Here is a 17,808-nt window from a genome sequence, read left to right as displayed (position 1 = left end):
GTCAGTTGGTCGCGACGGCTGCCGCCAGTTCGGCAGCCAGATCGCCCTTCCGCACCACGAGCACGTCCTCCAGCCCCAGCCACTCGGCCATGTGCTTCAGCTCCCCAGCGAGCTCAGGAGCTACCCGCCCGCGCTCGACACCGTCCTCCGCGAACGCCGACTGCACGCGCAGCACCCCTGCCGCCCTGTCGGCCTTCAGGTCCACACGCGCTACCAGCTGCCCGTCCAGCAGGAACGGGAACACGTAGTAGCCGTACACCCGGCGGGGCTCCGGCACGTAGATCTCGATGCGGTACCGGAACCCGAAGATCCGCTCGGTGCGCGCCCGTTCCCAGATCAGCGGGTCGAACGGGCACAGCAACGCCCGTCCGACGACCCTGCGCGGCGCCTTCGCGTCGACGTGCCGATAGCCGACGGCACGCCAGCCGTCGACCGACACCGGTTCCAGGACGCCGTCCTCCACCAGCGAGGCCACCGCGGCCTGCGAGCGGCGCGGGTCGAGGCGGTAGTAGTCGCGCAGGTCAGGTTCGGTCGCGACACCCAGTGCCACAGCAGAACGCGTGATCAGCTCGCGCGCGCCCGATTCAGGCGTCCACGTCTGGGCCAGGACGTCCGACGGGATGACGCGCTCGGTCAGGTCGTACAAACGCTCGAAGCCGCGACGGGTCCCCGTGGTCAGAACACCGACGCCGAACAGCACCTCGCACACCCGCTTGACCTCTGACCAGTCCCACCACGGGCCCTTCGAACGGCCGGAGTCGCCCATCAGGGCCTTCTCCAGGGTGCCGGCGCCGATCGGGCCGAGCTCCTTCACCGCGGCCAGGACCTCGTCGACGAGCTGGGGCGAACGTTCGAGGATCGTCTGGTAGTTCTGCCACCAGCCGCGCTTCTTCGCGCCCGAGTGGAACAGCGGCCAGTCGAGAACCGGAACCAGAGACGCCTCGTGGGCCCAGGTTTCCACCAGCATGCGGGGCTTGCGCGAAGAGTGCGTCCACGCGGCCTCGTCCAGCAGTGCCGGCTCGTAGGCGCCCAGGCGCGAGAACAGCGGCATGTAGTGCGCGCGCACCGCCACGTTCACGGAGTCGATCTGCAACAGCTGCACGCGTGACAGCACCCTTTGCAGGTGCCTGCGCGTGGCCGCCGACGGCCTCAGGTCGGTGAAACCCTGCGCGCCCAGCGCGATCCTGCGGGCCACGTCCGCACTCATCCTCTGCACGGTCCGGATGTTGCCACGCACCCCTGACAATTCTGCGACGCGGCGTCGATAAGGTGCGCTTATGGCCGACGCCGGCGTGCACATCGCCACCGCTGCTGACCTTTCGGAGATCGTCCGCATCCATCGGGAGACGTGGCGGCTCGCCTACGCCCAGCTGCTGCCGCAGGAGGTGCTGGACACGCTCGACACCGACGAGGCGTGGGCGCTGGCTGTCCGCGGTGGCGCGGTTCTGAAAGCGACCGAAGGCGACTGGACGGTCGGTTTCGTCGTGGCGAGCAAAGCTCCGGGCGAGGAAGTGGCCAAAGCAGACGGTTCACTGCCGGAGGACGCGGCCACGACCGCGCTGCTCAGCGTTCTCGTCGAGCCGCGGTGGGGCCGTCGCGGCCACGGCACGCGGCTCGTCGCGGAGGCTTGCAAAAGGCTCGAAGAAGCGGGTGCGACGCGCGGTATCGCGTGGGTGCCGGAGGCCGACAAAGCGTCGCGGAACTTCTACGAACGACTCGGCTGGACGGGTGACGGCACGGTGCGCACATTGGACGCGGGCGGGCGTCCGTTGCGCGAAGTCCGGATGTCCGGGCCGTTGGCCGTCCGACTCGACTCCTGAGACCTGTGTAGCCTCGGCCGGGTGCTCGCCTTGGTTGGCCTCACCTTCGGGGTCGCGTTCGGCTCAGCGCTCGTTCCCTTCATCAGCGTGGAGATGTGGGTGGTGGGCGTCGGCGCGCGCTGGCCAGGCGTCTCCTGCTTCATCGTCGGCCTGGTCGTGGCCGTCGCCCAGGTGCTCGGCAAGCTGTTGTACTTCTACGCCGCGCGAGGCGACATCAAGCTGCCCAAGTTCCTGCACCGCAAGGACAAGGTGCGTACCAAGCCGTCACGGCTCCAGCGGTGGTTCGGTCCAGGCACGCGCATGCACCGCTGGGGCGACTGGATCCACGTGAAGTGCAAGGCGCACCCGAACTGGATGGCGGGCACGCACGCGGTGAGCTCGCTGGTCGGGGTGCCGCCGTTCATGGCGACGAGCGTTCTCGCCGGGCTCGCGGGCATGTCCACGGTGATGTTCATCGTGACCGGCATGGTGGGCCGCTTCGCGAGGTTCAGCTTCCTCGCGGCCTCACCGGCCATGGTCATGGCCTGGTTTTAGCTCAGGACGATCGACGCCGTCACGGAGAAGGCGATCAAGAGCGCGGCAACGGTGATTCGGGCTGAATCGAGCACGTACCCGAAGTTATCGAGCCTGCGCCGACGAAAGCCAGGCGCAAACGGGTGAGAGCCGAATGATCTGGCTCTCACCCGCCGGTTTCACGCCCGATCATTCAAGAACGAGAACACCATCGGGCAAACCGGGAATGTCGTACGAATGCCACATCGGGCGCCAGCCGGGCAGCTCCAGCATCCGCTTCATGTCCGCGAAACCACTGAGCCAGCCCATCCACGCCCCGTACGGCGGGTTGCCGGCGTCGAACCCGCTCTGCACGAACGTCAGGTGCGTCCGGCCCTCCGAGCCCTTCAGCTCCCAGGACGCCACCATCCCTTCCTGGAAGTCCAGCGCGAAGTGTCCCTCGTCGAGCGCGATGATCTTCGCCGGGTGCTCGTTCTCCTCGAAGCTGCCCATCGCCCACCGGCCGCCGACGTGCGGCTCGATCTCCATCCGGGCGCCGAACCACCGCGCGAACACGTCGGGGTCGGTCAGCGCGTCGATGATGGCCGCCGGCGTCGCCGCGATGTCGGTCTCGAACCGCTGCTCGGGCGTCGTGAAGTCGCAGAACCCGAACACCGGCCGTCCCTCGACGTGCTCGACCAGGTTCGCCAGCACCAGCGGCCAGAACGTCTGGAGGATCTCCGCCTGCTCGTCGCCGAGGCCCCAGTTCGGGTACGGCGACTGCGCCACCGCGATGACGGTCTCGCCGTCACGCTGCTCCACGCCGAGCTCGACCGTGTACTCGGTGCCGTACAGCAGCCACGAGAAGTGCACCGACGTGTCGTCGAAGCTCAGCAGCTTCTGCCGGCCGCGTTCGCCGTCCGGGGTGTAGCGCCCCCAGAACTCGAACCGGCCCTGCTCCAGGTCCACGTCCACGTGCTCGGCGAGCCACGTCTGCAGGCCCTCCGCGGTCGTCAAGGCCTCGTAGATCCGGGTCGTGGGCGCGGACGTGCGAACGCGGATGGTTCCCGTGCTCATCGGTTGTCTCCTTTCGGGTAACAGGCGAGCGCGATGCGGAACGCATCCCCTTCCGCGCCGCCGTATCTGGTGAAGAGGTCCTGCAACGTCGATTGGAGTTCGGCCAGGAACTGCTGGCGGTCCTCCGGGCGTACCCGGATCTCGCCGGACACGCCGACGGATGGCAGTTCGGTGTCGCGGTCCAGCGCCGCCACGTCCGCCTGCACTTGCTCGGCGAGGTCGACGAGGTGTCCCAGTGCCAGCTCGTCGCGCGACCCGATCCGGCCGACCAGTCGCGGCGACAGCCAGTACGACCGGGCCACGGCCTGGTAGAGGCCCTCCTGGACGCCGCGGACCTTGCGTTCGGCGACCTGGGCGGCGAGACCGGCCTTGACCAGCTGTTTTACGTGGTAGTGAACGCGTTGCGGCGTCTGGTCCAGCACATCGGCGACCTCCGTGCAGGACCTCGGCGTGCCGAGCTGCCGCAGCACCTCCACGCGCTGCGGCTTGAGCAGGGTCTCGGCCTGCTCCATCCGGTCCAGATAGATCACGTCTCTCATCGCAAAAACAACTTTGAACGTTCAAAACTCTTTTGTCAATGGCCCGGACAACTGACTACTGACAGATGTTGAAATCTGTCAGTTGATAGGGCAGGGTGGAACTCGACCCGAGAGATGAAGGAGTTCGTCAATGCAGAAGCGTCAGCTCGGAGCCACCGGCCCGGTCGTGTCCGCCATCGGGCTGGGCTGCATGGGCATGTCCAACGCGTACGGCCCCGCCGACCGGGACGAGAGCATCGCGACGATCCACGCCGCCGTCGACGCGGGCGTCACGCTGCTCGACACCGGTGACTTCTACGGCATGGGCCACAACGAGCTGCTGATCCGCGAGGCGATCCATGGACGCAGGGACGAGGTGCAGCTCAGCGTCAAGTTCGGTGGGATGCGGGACGCGGACGGCGCGTTCATCGGGTTCGACACCCGGCCGGCCGCAGCGCCAACTTCCTGGCGTACTCGCTGGAGCGGCTCGGCACCGACCACGTCGACGTCTACCGGCCGGCGCGGCTCGACCCGAACGTGCCGATCGAGGACACCATCGGCGCCATCGCCGAGCAGATCGAGAAGGGCCGGGTCCGGCACATCGGCCTGAGCGAGGTCGGCGCGGAGACCATCCGCAGGGCCCACGCGGTCCACCCGATCGTGGACCTGCAGATCGAGTACTCGCTGCTGGAGCGCGGCGTCGAAAGGGAAATCCTGCAGACCACGCGTGAGCTCGGCATCAGCATCACGGCGTACAGCGTGCTGGGACGCGGGCTGATCTCGGCCACGCCGCCCACCATCGGTTCCGACGACTGGCGCGGTCACACGCCTCGGTTCCAGGGCGACAACCTGACCCGCAACATCGCCCTCGTCCAGAAGCTGAACGAGATCGCGGTGAACAAGGGCGTCACGGTCGCGCAGCTCGCGATCGCGTGGGTCGCGGCGCGCGGGGAGGACGTGGTGCCTCTCGTCGGCACGACCAAGCGTGCGAGGCTGAGCGAGGCGATCGGTGCCGTCGACGTGACGTTCACCGAGCGGGAATTGCAGGAGATCGAGGCCGTTGTTCCTGTTGGGGCCGCTGCGGGCACGCGGTACGCAGCCGAGCAGATGGCCATGCTGGACAGCGAGAGGTGAGTGAAGTGGCGGAGGCGTTGACCGGGGAGGCGATCCTCGCGGCGACCGAAGAGGTGCTGCGACGGTACGGGCCTGCCAAGGCGACGGTGGTCGACGTCGCCAAGGCGCTCGGGGTCAGCCACGGCAGCGTCTACCGCCACTTCGCCACGAAGGCCGCGCTCAGGGAGGCGGTGACCCGGCGCTGGCTCGACGCGGTGCACGAGGTGATGACGCCGAGGTTCGACCAGGGCCTCACCGCCGCCGAGACGCTGAGGAACTGGCTGCAGCAGCTCTTCGACAAGAAGCGGCGCGGCCACACCGAGGACCCGGAGCTGTTCGCGACGTTCCAGGTGCTGGTCAAGGAGAGCAACGCCATCCCCGAGTACCACATCGGACACATGGTCGGGTTCGTCGCGCGCATCATTTCGGCGGGAGTGGAAACCCAGGAGTTCGTGACCGACGACGTCGACAGGACGGCGCAGGCGGTGTGGGACGCGACCGAGAAGTTCCACCACCCCGCGCACGCCCAGGAGTGGGCGGATCCTCACGTTCAGGACGCGTTCGACGCCGTCGTCTCACTGATCATCGCTGGACTGCGGTACAACCGAGTCCCGAGTGCCGCAGGCGATGCTTGAGGGTCACGGAGGTGAACGGTGCCGCCTGACGAGTGGATCGATCTGCTGGGCGCGCCAGAAAGGCGTCCAGATCCGGTTGACTGGGACGCGGTCAGGGCACGGGCGGGCACAGCGCTACCGAGCGACTACGTACATCTCGCCGAGGCCTATCCACCGCTCGTGGTCGGCGGGTACGTGCGGATCCTGCACCCGACGGCACGTGCCGGGTTCATGAACTGGATGGCGCAGGTGCCCAAGATCCTGCGCACGCTGAGACGTCAGCCAGGTCTGCGGGTCCACCCTGACGTCCCCGGCCTGCTGCCTTGGGGCACGACGCTGAACGGCGACCACTGCCTCTGGTACACGCGGGGCGGCCCGGACGAGTGGACCGTGATGATCACGGACCTGCGGCAGAGCTGGTCGTACGACGGCAACTTCTCGAGCTTCATCAGGAAGTTCCTGACCGGCGAGATTCGCTGCCCGATCTTTCCGGACGACGTCCCCGGTGGCTCCAAACCGTTCCAGGAGCCCTGACCGGGGACGTGTCCGTTTCCCGACCCCCCGGTCAGCTTGCGGCGGCGGTCACCAGTGCGTTGCCGCTGCCTGTGCGGCCAGTGACCGTCAGCGAGGCCTCGCCCAGCGGCTCGGCGGAGACTTCGAAGTCGCTGCGGGCGTTGCCGGACGTGGACACCAGGTCGACGCGCGCGAGCGTGCCCTGACGGATGCCGACGCGGATGTTGCCGGAGCCGGTGCCGAGGTGGATCTCTCCGGAGGCGGCGTCGGCCACGGTCAGGTCGCCGCTGCCGGTGCGGACCTGGACGTTGCCCTGCACGGCGCCCAGCCACACGTCGCCGGTTCCGGTGATCAGCGTGGAGTTGCCGCCCACCGACGACACCTCGACGTCACCGCTGCCGGTCTTGGCCTTCAACGCGGCGAGCATCGTGCCCAGACGCACCGTGCCGGCGCCGGAGTTCACCTTGGTCTCGCCCGTCGCCCTGTCCGCGGACACGCTGCCCGTGCCGGTGTTCAGGTCCAGCCGGCCGGCGCCGCCCGTCACGATGACGTCAGCCGCGCCGGTCCGTGACGACACGTGCGACCCCACGGGAGCCGTCACCACCACGGAGAGCGGCACCGCGCGCAACGGCAGCGCCTTCGACGACTCGATGCGCAAACGGTTGCCCAGCAGCTCGACGCGCGCCTCGCGCACGGCGTCCTCCGGGCCACCGGGGCCGGCACCCTTGTCGGGGCCGAACTGGCCGCTGACCCAGCTCAGCACGCTGGACAGGCCCTCGGTCCACGAGTTGCCCGCGGTCGGGTCGTGCCGCACCTCGACGTGCACACCCGGCCCGTCGACCAGGTGCACCTGCACCCGGCCGCTGAGCAGTGAGATGTCGATCTCGGCGATGCCCGCGAACTCGAAGCTCTGCTGACGCACCACGCCTGCCGGTTCGGCCTGTTCTGTCGGCTCGGTCATCCCGCTCACCCCTGCACCCATCCGCGGACGCGTGAGCCGGAGCCCCCGCCTCCGCTCCACCCCTTGTGCTGATGCCTGTGCTTGCTGTGCACCGCGCCACCGACGGCCTGCTGGATGAACGAGTTCAGCGACACGCCCTGGGCTGCCGCTGCGGCCTCGGCCTTGGACTTGAGTTCGTTGATCATGCGCAGGGTGATGCGGCTGATGTCACCGGTGGCGTCACCGAGCGGCACCTCCTGCCTCGGTGCGGGCTCCGGCTCCGGTTCCGCGGACCCGGTGACGACCACCTGGACGTCCCTTCCGGCCAGCCGGACCTCCACGACCTGGCCGTCCAGGGAGGCGGTGACCTCAGCGGCCAGGTCCGACAGTGCGTTCATGATTGCCAGTCGCGCGGCTGGCTCGAGCGCTGCGGACAACGCGGCGGCCGTTCGACGGGTGTTGTCGTCCCCCGCGGATGCGGCCGTCGCCAGGTCCTCGCGCAGTGACGCGATGTACGGCGACAGATCCATGACACCACTATGACGTCACTTCTGGCGTCGTGCAACCACCGGCTGGCGTCAGGGCTACTGTCCGGCCCATGCCGAGAGTGCGCTTGGTGGCGAAAACCGAGTTCATCCCACCGGACGACGTGCCGTGGACGACCGACGCGGACGGTGGCGCGGCGCTCGTCGAGTTCGCCGGCCGGGCCTGCTACCAGTCGTGGGACCGCTCGAACCCGATGACGAACACCAACGCGACGTTCCTGCACCACCTGCTCGACGTCGGGCACCTCGCCGCGTTCGAGCACGGCAGCGCGACGCTCTACCTGACCGAGCTGCCCCGCTCGCTCACCCACGAGCTGATCCGGCACCGGCACTTCTCCTACTCGCAGCTCTCCCAGCGCACCGACCCGACCGACGTCGTGGAGCCGGAGCTGATCGCCGGGGATCCCGAGCTGCACGCGCGGTTCGTCGCCGCGACCGAGGCGAGCCTCAAGGCGTACGAGGACCTGGTGCAGAGCCTCGAGAAGACCGTCAACGGCCGGCGCGCACGGCAGATCGCCAGGTCGGTGCTGCCCAACGCCACCGGCACCGAGATCGTCGTGACGGGCAACTACCGGTCGTGGCGGCACTTCATCGCGATGCGTGCGACCGAGCACATCAACGTGGAACTGCGCGAGCTCGCGGTCGCCTGCCTGCGCGAACTGACGAAGGCGGCGCCGAACGCGTTCGCGGACTTCGTGATCTCGACACTCCCGGACGGCACAGAAGTTGCTTCCAGCCCACTGGTGGTTGAAGGCTGACGCCATGAAGCGGCTCATCGTGGACGTCCGGCCTGGCGAATACACGGTCTCGCGCCTGGCAGCGGACGCCCCGCTCCCCGCCGGGCTGCTCGACCTCACCGACGTGCTGGTCTCCGTGACCAGGACACCGGACGAGGTGTCGATCATCGCGCCGTCGTCGTTCGGGCTGTCGGCGGACACGGCCGAGAAGGGCTGGCGGCTGCTCACCGTGCGAGGGCCGCTGGAGTTCACTCTCACCGGCATCATGGCTGCCCTTGCGGGTGAACTGGCCGCCGCGGGCGTCTCGCTCTTCGCGCTGTCCACTTACGACACGGACCACTTGCTCGTGAAGCACGGCGATCTCGGTCGTGCCGTCCTGGCGTTGCGTGCCGCAGGTCACGAACTGGTTGTAGCGCCGGAAGCGTAGGAACCGATCCTCCGTGTGGCGGGTCTGAAGTACCGTCAACGCCCCCCGGTTCATCAGGTGTAGGAGCGCATGTTGCACGGACAGGCAGTCGAACCGCGCGTCATCGCGGGCAGGTACGCCCTGGTGGCGGAGCTCGGCCGCGGTGGCATGGGCATTGTGTGGCGTGCTCAGGACCGTCACATCGGGCGCTTCGTCGCGATCAAGGAACTGCACCTGCCGGACGGCATCGCGCACGAGGAGCGCCGTGTGCTCGAAGAGCGCGCTCTGCGTGAGGCGCGCACCGCCGGCAAGCTCAACGATCCCGCCGTCGTGACGGTGTTCGACGCGATCAACGAGAACGGCACGACGTACATCGTCATGGAGCTGGTCGAGGCGGCGACGCTGTCGACGTTGATCAGCGCGCACGGCCCGATGTCGCCGAACCAGGTCGTGTCGATCGCGTTGCAGACGTTGTCCGCGCTGGAGACCGCTCACCAGGCCGGGATCGTGCACCGCGACGTCAAGCCCGGCAACCTGATGATCCGCCCGGACGGCAAGGTCAAGCTCACCGACTTCGGCATCGCGCAGGCCGTCGACGACCCGCGCCTGACGACCAGCGGCAGCCTGATCGGCTCGCCCGCGTACATGTCGCCGGAGCGCATCCACGGCCACGAGGCCGGTCCCGCGTCCGACCTGTGGGCGCTGGGCGCGACCCTGTGCTACGCCGTCGAAGGCTGGAGCCCGTTCGAGCGCTCCTCCACGGCTTCGACCCTGCACGCGATCATGAGCGAGACCCCGCGACTGACCCGTGCGACCGGCGTGCTCGGCGCCGTGATCACCGGTCTGCTGATCGCCGACCCGAACGCCAGGCTGTCGGGTCCGCAGGCCCGCGCCATGCTCGCGAGCATCGGCAACCAGCCGACGCCGCCCACCGGAATTCCGCCGGCTCAGACCCAGCAGTACCAGCAGACGCAGGCCGTCAATCCCGCGAAGAAGAAGCGCAACCGCATCCTCGCGTTGGTCGGCGCCGTCGTCATCGCCGCGGCGGCGTTCACCGGCGGCATCTACGCGCACAGCTGGTTCACGGCACCTGGCGGCAGCAGCACCGCGCTGACGTACGGCGAGGGTGGCGAGGTCCCGGTGTTCGGGCTCTCCGAGAACGTGTGCGGCAACGGCCAGGTCGCGCCGACCAAGCAGCTCGACTCGGACAGCCGCGAGGAGTGCGACAAGCCGCACGACTTCGAGGTGTTCGACGTCGTGGAGACCCTGACGGTGCAGTCGAACCTGCCTGATGCCGCCTACCCCGGCGTGGACGCGCTCAAGGGCGTCGGCGTGGCGAAGTGCGAGCTCGTCCTCAACTCGGCGTGGGTCAAGGACAACCAGCAGCTCAAGCTGTCCACGCTGGTGCCGACCGAGACGGCGTGGAAGAAGGACAAGAACGACAACGCACAGCGCCGCATCTACTGTGTGGCGAGCAAGAAGGACGGCAGCCAGCTGGACGGCACGATCAGCGCGAAGAAGGACAACTGAACGTGAAGAGAAGGATCGTTTCCATCCTGCTGGCCCTCGGCTGTGCGACCGCCCTGACGGCATGCGCCAGCAACGAGGACAAGTTCGTCAGCGAGCTGAAGGCCGCCGGCTTCACCAACATCGGCGAGCCCAGCACGGAGAAGGCCAAGAAGTCCAAGAAGATCGGCAAGCGCACGGTCAAGTCCTCGGACAAGACCATCGAGGTGATGGTGCGGGTGAAGGGCTGCGACCTGGAGTTCGCCAAGTCGTCGGGTCAGTCCGGCTACTGGCTCGACGAGTTGCACGTCAACGGGCAGGAACCGGACTGGCCCGGCTATCCGGAGAACCTGAACCGCGACCAGGTGGTCAAACTCCTCGCCGACAACTCCGCCAAGCCGGACGGCTTCAAGGGCTGCTACAAGCCGAACGAGGCGTGAGATCCGGTTGTGGTGCAATGGGGGTGTGAGCCTCGCCCGTGACGAGCGCAAAGCGCTGGTCGACCTGATGACCGAGCTCGGCCCCGACGCGCCGACGTTGTGCGGCACGTGGTCGACCAAGGACCTCGCGGCGCACCTCGCGGTCCGCGAGCGGCGTCCGGACACCGCGCCCGGCATCATGCTGCCGGTCTTCGCGAAGTGGACGGAGAAGGTCCAGGAGGACTACACGCACAAGGCGTGGAGCGAGCTCCTCGACCTCGTGCGGACGCCGCCGTTCTGGATCCAGCCGGTCGACGACTTCATCAACACGGGCGAGTACTTCGTGCACCACGAGGACGTGCGGCGTGCACAGCCCGACTGGGAGCCACGGCCGTACGACGCTCGTCGCGAGAACACGCTGTGGAAGCTGTTGCCGGTCACCGCGCGCATGACGTTCAAGTCGTCGCCCGTCGGCGTCACGCTGGTGCGGCCTGACGGCGACCACGTCGTCGCCAAGCCGGGTGCGAACGGCGTGGTGATCACGGGCGAGGTGTCCGAGCTGGTGATGCTTGCGTTCGGGCGCGACGAGGCTCGCGTGGAATACAGCGGTGACGCCGACGCGGTCGAACGTGTGCGGTCGTTGAACCGAAGTGTCTGAACTCGGGTAGTTTCTGCGCATGCCCGGAAGCCCCTACGCAGCGCCGAGCCGCCCGTTCGGCCGCGTTCTCACCGCCATGGTCACGCCGTTCGACTCGCGCGGCGAGGTCGACCTCGCCAAGGCGCAGGAGCTGGCGAAACACCTGGTGGACCTGGGCAACGACGGTCTGGTCGTGAACGGTACGACCGGGGAGAGCCCGACGACGACCGATCGCGAGAAGGCCGCACTGATCACGGCGGTCGTCGAGGCCGTGGGCGATCGCGCGACCGTGGTCGCCGGCGCGGGCACCTATGACACCGCGCACAGCATCCACCTGGTGCAACAGGCGGGGAAGGCGGGCGCGCACGGCGTTCTGGTCGTGACGCCGTACTACTCGCGTCCGCCGCAGGAAGGCCTGCTGGCGCATTTCACCGCCGTCGCCGACGCGTCGGAGCTGCCGGTGATGCTCTACGACATCCCGCCGCGCGCGGTCGTGCCGATCGAGGTCGACACGCTCCTGCGCCTGGCGGAACACCCCCGGATCCTGGCCGTGAAGGACGCCAAGGGCGACCTGCACGCGGGCAGCCGGGTGATCGCGAGCACCGACCTCGCCTACTACTCGGGCGACGACCCGCTGAACCTGCCGTGGCTGTCCGTGGGCGCCGTCGGGTTCGTGAGCGTCATCGGCCACCTCGCCGCGGATCGTCTCCGCGACATGGCCGACGCGTTCGCCGCGGGTGACGTCGTGCGTGCGAAGGAGATCCACGAGTCGCTGCTGCCGTTGCTGCGACCATTCCGCCGGGTTCCCGGCGTGACGTACACGAAGGCTGCGCTGCGCCTGCGCGGACTGGACGTGGGAGACCCGCGTCTGCCGCTGGTGCCGGCCGCGGCCGAAGACATCGAGGCCATCGCGGCCGAACTGGGAGTCAACGCGTGACCCACTCGACCGAATTGCCGCCCGCACTGCCGGAAGGCGGCCTCCGCGTCGTCGCACTCGGCGGAATTGGCGAGGTCGGCCGCAACATGACCGTTTTCGAGCACGCCGGCCGGCTGCTCGTGGTCGACTGCGGCGTTCTTTTCCCCGAAGACGATCAACCGGGCGTGGACCTGATCCTGCCCGACTTCCGCGCCATCGAGGACCGCCTCGACGACATCGAGGCCATCGTGCTCACCCACGGGCACGAGGACCACATCGGCGCGGTGCCGTTCCTGCTGAAGCTGCGCCCCGACCTGCCGGTCGTCGGCTCCCGCTTCACGCTGGCGCTGCTCGCCGCGAAGTGCCGTGAGCACCGCCAGACTCCGCAGCTGGTGGAGGTGAAGGAGGGCGAGCATCGCTCGTTCGGCCCGTTCGAGCTCGAGTTCTTCGCGGTCAACCACTCGATCCCGGACGCTCTCGCCGTCGCGATCCGCACCGCGGCCGGTCTGGTGCTGCACACCGGCGACATCAAGCTGGACCAGCTGCCCCTCGACGGCCGGCTGACCGACCTGGCCGGGTTCTCGCGTCTCGGTGACGAGGGCGTGGACCTGTTCCTGGTCGACTCGACCAACGCCGAGGTGCCCGGTTTCGTGGTACCGGAGCGCGAGATCGGTCCCGTGCTGGAGAACGTGATCCGCAAGGCGGATCAGCGGGTGATCGTCGCGTGCTTCGCCTCGCACGTGCACCGCGTGCAGCAGGTGCTGGACGTCGCCGTGCAGTACAAGCGCAAGATCGCGTTCGTCGGCCGCTCGATGGTCCGCAACATGGGCATCGCGTCCGAACTCGGCTTCCTGAACGTGCCCGACGGGTTGTTCGTCGACCTCGACGTCGCGATGCGCATGGAGGAGAACGAGGTCATCTTCGTGTCGACGGGGTCGCAGGGCGAGCCGCTGTCGGCGTTGTCGCGCATGGCCCGCGGCGAGCACCGGCAGATCTCGATCCGCGAGGGCGACACGGTGATCCTCGCGTCGTCGCTGATCCCCGGCAACGAGAACGCGGTCTTCAACGTCGTCAACGGCTTGGCCAAGCTCGGCGCGACCGTGGTGCACCAGGGCAACGCCAAGGTGCACGTCTCGGGCCACTCACCGGCCGGCGAGCTTTTGTTCCTGTACAACGCCGTCCGGCCGTCCAACGTGATGCCGGTGCACGGCGAGTGGCGTCACCTGCGGGCCAACGCGGCTCTCGCCGTCGCCACCGGTGTCGCCGAGGACCACGTGGTGATCGCCGAGGACGGCGTCGTCGTCGACCTCGTCGACGGCAAGGCGACTGTGTCCGGACGCGTTGTCGTCGGCCACGTCTACGTCGACGGTCTGTCCGTGGGTGACGTGGGCGAGTCGACGTTGTCCGACCGGCTGGTGCTGGGCGAGGGCGGGTTCATCTCGATCTCCGTCGCCATCGACAGGACGACGGGGCGTGCCGTGACGGCGCCGACGATCTCCGGGCGTGGCTTCTCCGACGACCCCAAGGCGCTGGAGGCGGTCGTGCCGCTGGTGGAGATGGAGCTGGCGCGGACCGAGGCCGAGGGCATCGCGGACACACACCGCATCGCGCAGGCCGTGCGTCGTGTCGTGGGCCGCTGGGTGGCCGAGACGTACCGGCGCCGGCCGATGATCGTTCCCACCGTTATCCCGGTGTGATCTCCGTCCCCCTCGTCCGCTAAGGTTTGATCCCAGACCTTGGACGAGGGGGACGCCCATGGCCGGTAATGACGTCTTCAGCCCACCCGGCAAAGACGACATCTTTCTTCCACCGATCTTCACCTGGCGCGAGCCGTTCGGACTGCCGTTCACCTTCTCGGTGACCAAACCGCAGCTGCTGCTGGTCCTGTCGGTGGTGATCATCCTGACGTTCTTCCTGACCACCACCAGGAATCTCAAGCTGATCCCGTCCAGGTGGCAGTTCGCCGCCGAGTCGGTCTACGACTTCGGCCGCAACACCATCGCGCGGGAGCAGATCGGCGCGAAGGAGTTCGCGCCGTACGTGCCGCTGATCGTCAGCATCTTCTGCTTCGTGCTGGTGAACAACCTCTACGGGTTGATCCCGCTCGTGCAGTTCCCGACGTTCACGCACAGCGGGTTCCCGTTCGCGATCGCGCTGATCATCATCTTCCCGCTCTACCACTTCGTGGGCATCAGGAAGTTCGGCCTCAAGGGCTACCTGCGCAACCAGTTCGTCATCCCGGACGTGCCGAAGCCGGTGCTGTGGGGACTGCTGATCCCGACCGAGGTCATCCTGAAGTTCTTCTTCGACCCGGTGACCCTCATGATCCGGGTGTTCGCGGCGATGTTCGCGGGCCACCTGCTGGTGCTGGTGTTCACGGTCGGCAGCGAGTTCATCCTGCTGCACGGCGCGACCTGGCTGAAGCCGGCGTCGGTGCTGGGCTTCGCGATCGCCATCGGGCTGATCTTCCTGGAAGCGCTGGTGCAGGTGCTGCAGGCCTACATCTTCGCCTTGCTGTCAGCGCACTTCATCGGCCGTGCCCTGGCCGAACACCACTAAGTGCTGTGACCGCCGACCTCCACCGCGTCTTCCGGCGCTCAGCAGGGCACCGCGATATACCCGTCTGACCGTCGAAATACGGGGCGAAGGCCGACGGTCACAGCACTAGGGCCGCTGGCACACCAGGTGCAGCGACTCCTCGGGCGTTGCGCCGGGGAAGGACGGCGTGAAGACCGGACGGCTCCGGCGCACCACCCGCAGGCCGACGTTGCCGAGGTGCTCCTCGAAGTTCTCCTCGGAGAACGAGGACACCTCGATCTCCTGGCCCATCCACGGCAGGCGCACCTGCTCGACGTCGATCGCCACGGTGGCGAGGAAGAAGTGGCCGCCAGGCCGCAGCCACGTGGAGACGCGGCCGAGGGTCTGGATGATCTCGGCCTGCGGCATCTGCAGGAGCGAGAACACCGCGCAGATGACGTCCCAGGAGCCGGCGGGTGATTCGAAGTCACGGATGTCGATCTTGTGGAACGCGGCCTCCGGAACCTGGGCGGTCGCGATGTCGACCATCACCGGGGAGACGTCGATGCCGGTGACCTTCATGCCCGCCTTGGCCAAGGTCCGCGCCACGGGGACACCTGTGCCGCAGCCGATGTCGAGCACGCGCGAGCCCGACGGCTGCGTTGCGGCGAACCAGGCGAGAGTGCCGTGCAGTGCGGGCTGGTGCGACCAAGCGCGTTGATATTCCAGTCCGAGCGTGTCGAAAACATCGGCCGCATTCATCGCCGCCCCCTCATTTCGGCCCAATCCACCTGATGTGAAGTGTGTACAAGCCCTCTGCACGGACTCTGGATGGCTTCTGGACGAAATCTGACGGTAGGTTGCTAGGTGACTGCGGACAGCGACGAAGTGAGACAAAGGGTGCAGAACGAGTTGCGTGTCAGCCTGCTGGGCGCGCTCGCGGCAACGGTGGACGGCCAGGAGCTCACGCTGGGGCCACCGCGGCAGAGAGCTGTGCTCGCCGTGCTCGCGTTGCGCGCCAATCACGTCGTGTCGCGCAGCGAGCTGATCGACGCGGTCTGGGGTGAGGAGCCGCCGGCCAGCGCGGACAACGGCATCCACACCTACGTCGCCGGGCTGAGGCGTCTCTTCGAGCCCGGCAGGGCCTCTCGCGCGCCGAGTTCCGTGCTGCTCTCCACAGACGCTGGATACTTGCTGAAGCTCTCATCCAGCAGTTCTGACGCCGCCATGTTCCGCATCTATCTGGACGAGGCCGGGCGTTTGCGGTCCCAGCCCGCCGAAGCCATCGCCGCGTTCGACGCCGCGTTGGGCCTGTGGCGCGGTATCGCTCTGGACGGCGTGCCAGGACCGTTCGCCGCGGTGGAACGCGCGCGCCTGGCAGAACTGCGGCTCACGGCCGTGGAGCAGCGCGCCGCGTTGATGCTGTCCGTTGGACGTGAGGCGGAGGTGGCGGCGGAGCTCACGACGTTGGTCAGCGCGCATCCGCTGCGGGAGAGGCTGCACGGCCTGTTGATGTCCGCGCTGTATCGCGGTAGCAGGCAGGCGGAGGCTCTCGCCGTCTACACGGACCTGCGCCGGCTGCTGATCGAGGAACTCGGCATCGAGCCCGGCCCGGAACTGCGTCAGCTCCACGAACAACTCCTCGTCGGCCGCCACGACCCGCAGCCGGAACCCACCGTGCCCGTGCTGGTTCCTGTCCAGCTGCCGCACGAGATCCGCGACTTCACCGGCAGGGAGAAGGAACTCGCCAAGCTCGCCGAGGTCGTTCCGCACGACCACTCGCCGGTGCTCGTCGCGATCACCGGCACCGGCGGTGTCGGCAAGACCGCTCTCGCCGTTCGTTTCGCGCATCAGGTGGCGGGGCGCTTCCCGGACGGCCAGCTGCACGTCGACCTGCGCGGGTTCGACGCGTCGTCGCCTCCTGTGCAGCCCGCCGCCGCGTTGCACCAGCTGCTGCAGAGCCTCGGCGTGCCGGCCGAGCGCATCCCGGACGACCTGCCGGCGAAGTCCGCGCTCTACCGGAGTGTTCTGGCGGGCAAACGGGTTCTGGTGCTCCTCGACAACGCCAGGTTGGCGGACCAGGTTCGCCCGCTGCTACCCGGCCGTTCGTCGTCGATGGTGCTGGTGACCTCTCGCAACCACCTCGGCGGTCTCGTGGCGCGGGACGGCGCGCACTCGATGACGTTGTCGATCCTGACGCGCGACGAGGGGCTGGCGCTCCTGACTTCCGCGGTGGGTGCGGACCGCGTCGCCGCCGAACCCGTTGCCGCGGCCAAGCTCGTCGAGCTGTGCGGGCACTTACCGTTGGCGGTGCGGATCGCGGCGGAACGCGTCGTCACGCGGCCGCACCTGACGCTGACCGACCTGGCAGACGACCTCGCCGACGAGCGCGACCGCCTGAACGTGCTGGCGACCGGCGACGACGAGGACACGGCCGTACGTGCCGCCTTCTCGTGGTCGTACCTGGCCCTGAAGCCTGATGCGGCACGGATGTTCCGGCTGATCGGCCTGCATCCGGGCGCCGAGATCAGCCTCGACGCCGTCGCCGCGCTGACCGGTGTGCCGGTGCCGCGCGCGCGGACGTTGCTGGACGTGCTGGCAGGCGGGCACATGATCGAGGAGGTCGCGCGCGGCCGGTTCCGCCTGCACGACCTGCTTCGGTTGTACGCCACGGAGCTCAGCGCGACCGAGGAGTCGTCGGACGGTCGCGACGAGGCCGTGAAACGCCTGCTGCAGTGGTACTTCGACACGGCGAACGCTGCGGGCACCGTCATCGCGCCACCGGACCACCCGGTGTTCCTGTTACCGCCACTGTCCACTCAGGACTTCACCTCGCACGACGAGGCGTTCACCTGGTGCCGCACGGAATCCTCGAACCTGCTGGCCGTCACCCGGCTCGCAGAGGACCAGCACTCGCCCACGGCGTGGCAGATCCCGGTGGCGCTGTGGAACTACTTCATCGTCTCCAGCGCGCTGGACGAGTGGACCCGCACCTACCGCGTCGCCGAACGCACCGCCGCGCGCGACGGCAACCAGGC

At 68.3% G+C, this 17,808-nt stretch carries 20 protein-coding genes and 1 pseudogene; 15 read left to right on the top strand and 6 right to left on the bottom strand.

All coding sequences use genetic code 11. The features are described 5' to 3' along the window. Position 1: 1 nt before the first annotated feature. Positions 2 to 1,207, bottom strand: a complete 1,206-nt coding sequence (locus FXN61_RS21980) for a winged helix-turn-helix domain-containing protein (RefSeq protein ID WP_167975937.1) — start codon at positions 1,205 to 1,207, stop codon at positions 2 to 4. Positions 1,208 to 1,277: 70 nt separating this feature from the next. Between FXN61_RS21980 and FXN61_RS21975 the strand changes: the two genes are divergently transcribed. Next, a complete protein-coding gene (locus tag FXN61_RS21975) occupies positions 1,278 to 1,820 on the top strand; it encodes a GNAT family N-acetyltransferase (RefSeq protein ID WP_167975936.1) in 543 nt (180 codons plus the stop codon). Positions 1,821 to 1,841: 21 nt separating this feature from the next. After that, positions 1,842 to 2,354 carry a hypothetical protein gene (locus FXN61_RS21970; protein WP_312877906.1) on the top strand — a complete coding sequence of 171 codons (513 nt, stop codon included), beginning with the start codon at positions 1,842 to 1,844 and terminating at the stop codon, positions 2,352 to 2,354. Between the two features lie 168 nt (positions 2,355 to 2,522). Here FXN61_RS21970 and FXN61_RS21965 read toward each other — a convergent pair whose 3' ends face one another. After that, a complete protein-coding gene (locus tag FXN61_RS21965; RefSeq protein WP_167975935.1) occupies positions 2,523 to 3,389 on the bottom strand; it encodes an SRPBCC family protein in 867 nt (288 codons plus the stop codon). Further along, on the bottom strand, positions 3,386 to 3,928 hold the full coding sequence (locus FXN61_RS21960) for a winged helix-turn-helix domain-containing protein (protein ID WP_167975934.1): 543 nt from the start codon (positions 3,926 to 3,928) through the stop codon (positions 3,386 to 3,388). Before FXN61_RS21960 ends, FXN61_RS21965 begins: the two co-directional genes overlap by 4 nt. Positions 3,929 to 4,058: 130 nt before the next feature. On the opposite strand from FXN61_RS21960, the pseudogene FXN61_RS55530 reads away from it, so the two are divergent. The 4 genes and pseudogenes from FXN61_RS55530 to FXN61_RS21945 form a co-directional block, all read left to right on the top strand. Next, positions 4,059 to 4,253: pseudogene (locus tag FXN61_RS55530) on the top strand (aldo/keto reductase); the annotation flags it as partial. Positions 4,254 to 4,372: 119 nt separating this feature from the next. Further along, the gene (locus FXN61_RS21955) at positions 4,373 to 5,041 is read left to right on the top strand and encodes an aldo/keto reductase (RefSeq protein WP_312877908.1); all 669 of its coding nucleotides are present in this window, start codon (positions 4,373 to 4,375) and stop codon (positions 5,039 to 5,041) included. A 5-nt stretch (positions 5,042 to 5,046) separates the two neighbouring features. Beyond that, positions 5,047 to 5,655: a TetR/AcrR family transcriptional regulator gene (locus tag FXN61_RS21950; protein ID WP_312877905.1), complete on the top strand. Its 609-nt coding sequence runs from the start codon at positions 5,047 to 5,049 to the stop codon at positions 5,653 to 5,655. Positions 5,656 to 5,673: 18 nt separating this feature from the next. Next, positions 5,674 to 6,168, top strand: a complete 495-nt coding sequence (locus tag FXN61_RS21945; protein WP_167975932.1) for a hypothetical protein — start codon at positions 5,674 to 5,676, stop codon at positions 6,166 to 6,168. Between the two features lie 31 nt (positions 6,169 to 6,199). Here the strand turns inward: FXN61_RS21945 and FXN61_RS21940 are convergent, their stop codons facing one another. After that, positions 6,200 to 7,108, bottom strand: a complete 909-nt coding sequence (locus FXN61_RS21940; RefSeq protein ID WP_167975931.1) for a DUF4097 family beta strand repeat-containing protein — start codon at positions 7,106 to 7,108, stop codon at positions 6,200 to 6,202. Positions 7,109 to 7,113: 5 nt separating this feature from the next. Next, positions 7,114 to 7,617 carry a toxin-antitoxin system HicB family antitoxin gene (locus tag FXN61_RS21935; RefSeq protein ID WP_167975930.1) on the bottom strand — a complete coding sequence of 168 codons (504 nt, stop codon included), beginning with the start codon at positions 7,615 to 7,617 and terminating at the stop codon, positions 7,114 to 7,116. A gap of 68 nt (positions 7,618 to 7,685) precedes the next feature. Between FXN61_RS21935 and thyX the strand changes: the two genes are divergently transcribed. The 8 genes from thyX to atpB all read left to right on the top strand — a co-directional run bounded on the left by thyX (position 7,686) and on the right by atpB (position 14,812). Then, entirely contained in the window at positions 7,686 to 8,390 is a 705-nt protein-coding gene (gene thyX, locus FXN61_RS21930; RefSeq protein ID WP_167975929.1) for an FAD-dependent thymidylate synthase, read from the top strand. 4 nt (positions 8,391 to 8,394) lie between these two features. Then, complete coding sequence (locus tag FXN61_RS21925; RefSeq protein WP_167975928.1) at positions 8,395 to 8,796, top strand: ACT domain-containing protein; 402 nt, start codon at positions 8,395 to 8,397, stop codon at positions 8,794 to 8,796. 69 nt (positions 8,797 to 8,865) lie between these two features. Continuing rightward, positions 8,866 to 10,305, top strand: coding sequence for a serine/threonine-protein kinase (locus tag FXN61_RS21920; protein ID WP_167975927.1), 1,440 nt, complete (start codon positions 8,866 to 8,868; stop codon positions 10,303 to 10,305). 2 nt (positions 10,306 to 10,307) lie between these two features. Then, the gene (locus FXN61_RS21915) at positions 10,308 to 10,721 is read left to right on the top strand and encodes a hypothetical protein (RefSeq protein WP_167975926.1); all 414 of its coding nucleotides are present in this window, start codon (positions 10,308 to 10,310) and stop codon (positions 10,719 to 10,721) included. Between the two features lie 25 nt (positions 10,722 to 10,746). Further along, positions 10,747 to 11,358 carry a TIGR03085 family metal-binding protein gene (locus FXN61_RS21910; protein ID WP_167975925.1) on the top strand — a complete coding sequence of 204 codons (612 nt, stop codon included), beginning with the start codon at positions 10,747 to 10,749 and terminating at the stop codon, positions 11,356 to 11,358. Positions 11,359 to 11,377: 19 nt separating this feature from the next. Continuing rightward, the gene (gene dapA, locus FXN61_RS21905) at positions 11,378 to 12,274 is read left to right on the top strand and encodes a 4-hydroxy-tetrahydrodipicolinate synthase (protein WP_167975924.1); all 897 of its coding nucleotides are present in this window, start codon (positions 11,378 to 11,380) and stop codon (positions 12,272 to 12,274) included. Next, positions 12,271 to 13,950, top strand: a complete 1,680-nt coding sequence (locus FXN61_RS21900) for a ribonuclease J (RefSeq protein ID WP_167975923.1) — start codon at positions 12,271 to 12,273, stop codon at positions 13,948 to 13,950. Before dapA ends, FXN61_RS21900 begins: the two co-directional genes overlap by 4 nt. A 58-nt stretch (positions 13,951 to 14,008) precedes the next feature. After that, positions 14,009 to 14,812, top strand: coding sequence for a F0F1 ATP synthase subunit A (gene atpB / locus FXN61_RS21895; protein WP_167975922.1), 804 nt, complete (start codon positions 14,009 to 14,011; stop codon positions 14,810 to 14,812). A gap of 105 nt (positions 14,813 to 14,917) precedes the next feature. Here atpB and FXN61_RS21890 read toward each other — a convergent pair whose 3' ends face one another. After that, entirely contained in the window at positions 14,918 to 15,532 is a 615-nt protein-coding gene (locus FXN61_RS21890) for a class I SAM-dependent methyltransferase (RefSeq protein ID WP_167975921.1), read from the bottom strand. 138 nt (positions 15,533 to 15,670) lie between these two features. On the opposite strand from FXN61_RS21890, the gene FXN61_RS21885 reads away from it, so the two are divergent. Further along, on the top strand, positions 15,671 to 17,808 hold a 2,138-nt coding region (locus tag FXN61_RS21885; RefSeq protein WP_167975920.1), incomplete at its 3' end, for an AfsR/SARP family transcriptional regulator.

Source organism: Lentzea indica (assembly GCF_012184385.1).
Classification (GTDB): Bacteria; Actinomycetota; Actinomycetes; order Mycobacteriales; family Pseudonocardiaceae; genus Lentzea; species Lentzea indica.
Note: the sequence above shows the minus strand (reverse complement) of the source record. Positions and strands in the feature narration are given on the sequence as shown.

Coding starts and splice junctions, on each gene's coding strand:
- FXN61_RS21960 (WP_167975934.1), bottom strand. CDS start 3,928: ATGAGAGACGTGATCTATCTGGACCGGATGGAGCAGGCCGAGACCCTG.
- FXN61_RS21925 (WP_167975928.1), top strand. CDS start 8,395: ATGAAGCGGCTCATCGTGGACGTCCGGCCTGGCGAATACACGGTCTCG.
- FXN61_RS21965 (WP_167975935.1), bottom strand. CDS start 3,389: ATGAGCACGGGAACCATCCGCGTTCGCACGTCCGCGCCCACGACCCGG.
- FXN61_RS21975 (WP_167975936.1), top strand. CDS start 1,278: ATGGCCGACGCCGGCGTGCACATCGCCACCGCTGCTGACCTTTCGGAG.
- FXN61_RS21890 (WP_167975921.1), bottom strand. CDS start 15,532: ATGAATGCGGCCGATGTTTTCGACACGCTCGGACTGGAATATCAACGC.
- thyX (WP_167975929.1), top strand. CDS start 7,686: ATGCCGAGAGTGCGCTTGGTGGCGAAAACCGAGTTCATCCCACCGGAC.
- atpB (WP_167975922.1), top strand. CDS start 14,009: ATGGCCGGTAATGACGTCTTCAGCCCACCCGGCAAAGACGACATCTTT.
- FXN61_RS21920 (WP_167975927.1), top strand. CDS start 8,866: ATGTTGCACGGACAGGCAGTCGAACCGCGCGTCATCGCGGGCAGGTAC.
- FXN61_RS21935 (WP_167975930.1), bottom strand. CDS start 7,617: ATGGATCTGTCGCCGTACATCGCGTCACTGCGCGAGGACCTGGCGACG.
- dapA (WP_167975924.1), top strand. CDS start 11,378: ATGCCCGGAAGCCCCTACGCAGCGCCGAGCCGCCCGTTCGGCCGCGTT.
- FXN61_RS21980 (WP_167975937.1), bottom strand. CDS start 1,207: ATGAGTGCGGACGTGGCCCGCAGGATCGCGCTGGGCGCGCAGGGTTTC.
- FXN61_RS21940 (WP_167975931.1), bottom strand. CDS start 7,108: ATGACCGAGCCGACAGAACAGGCCGAACCGGCAGGCGTGGTGCGTCAG.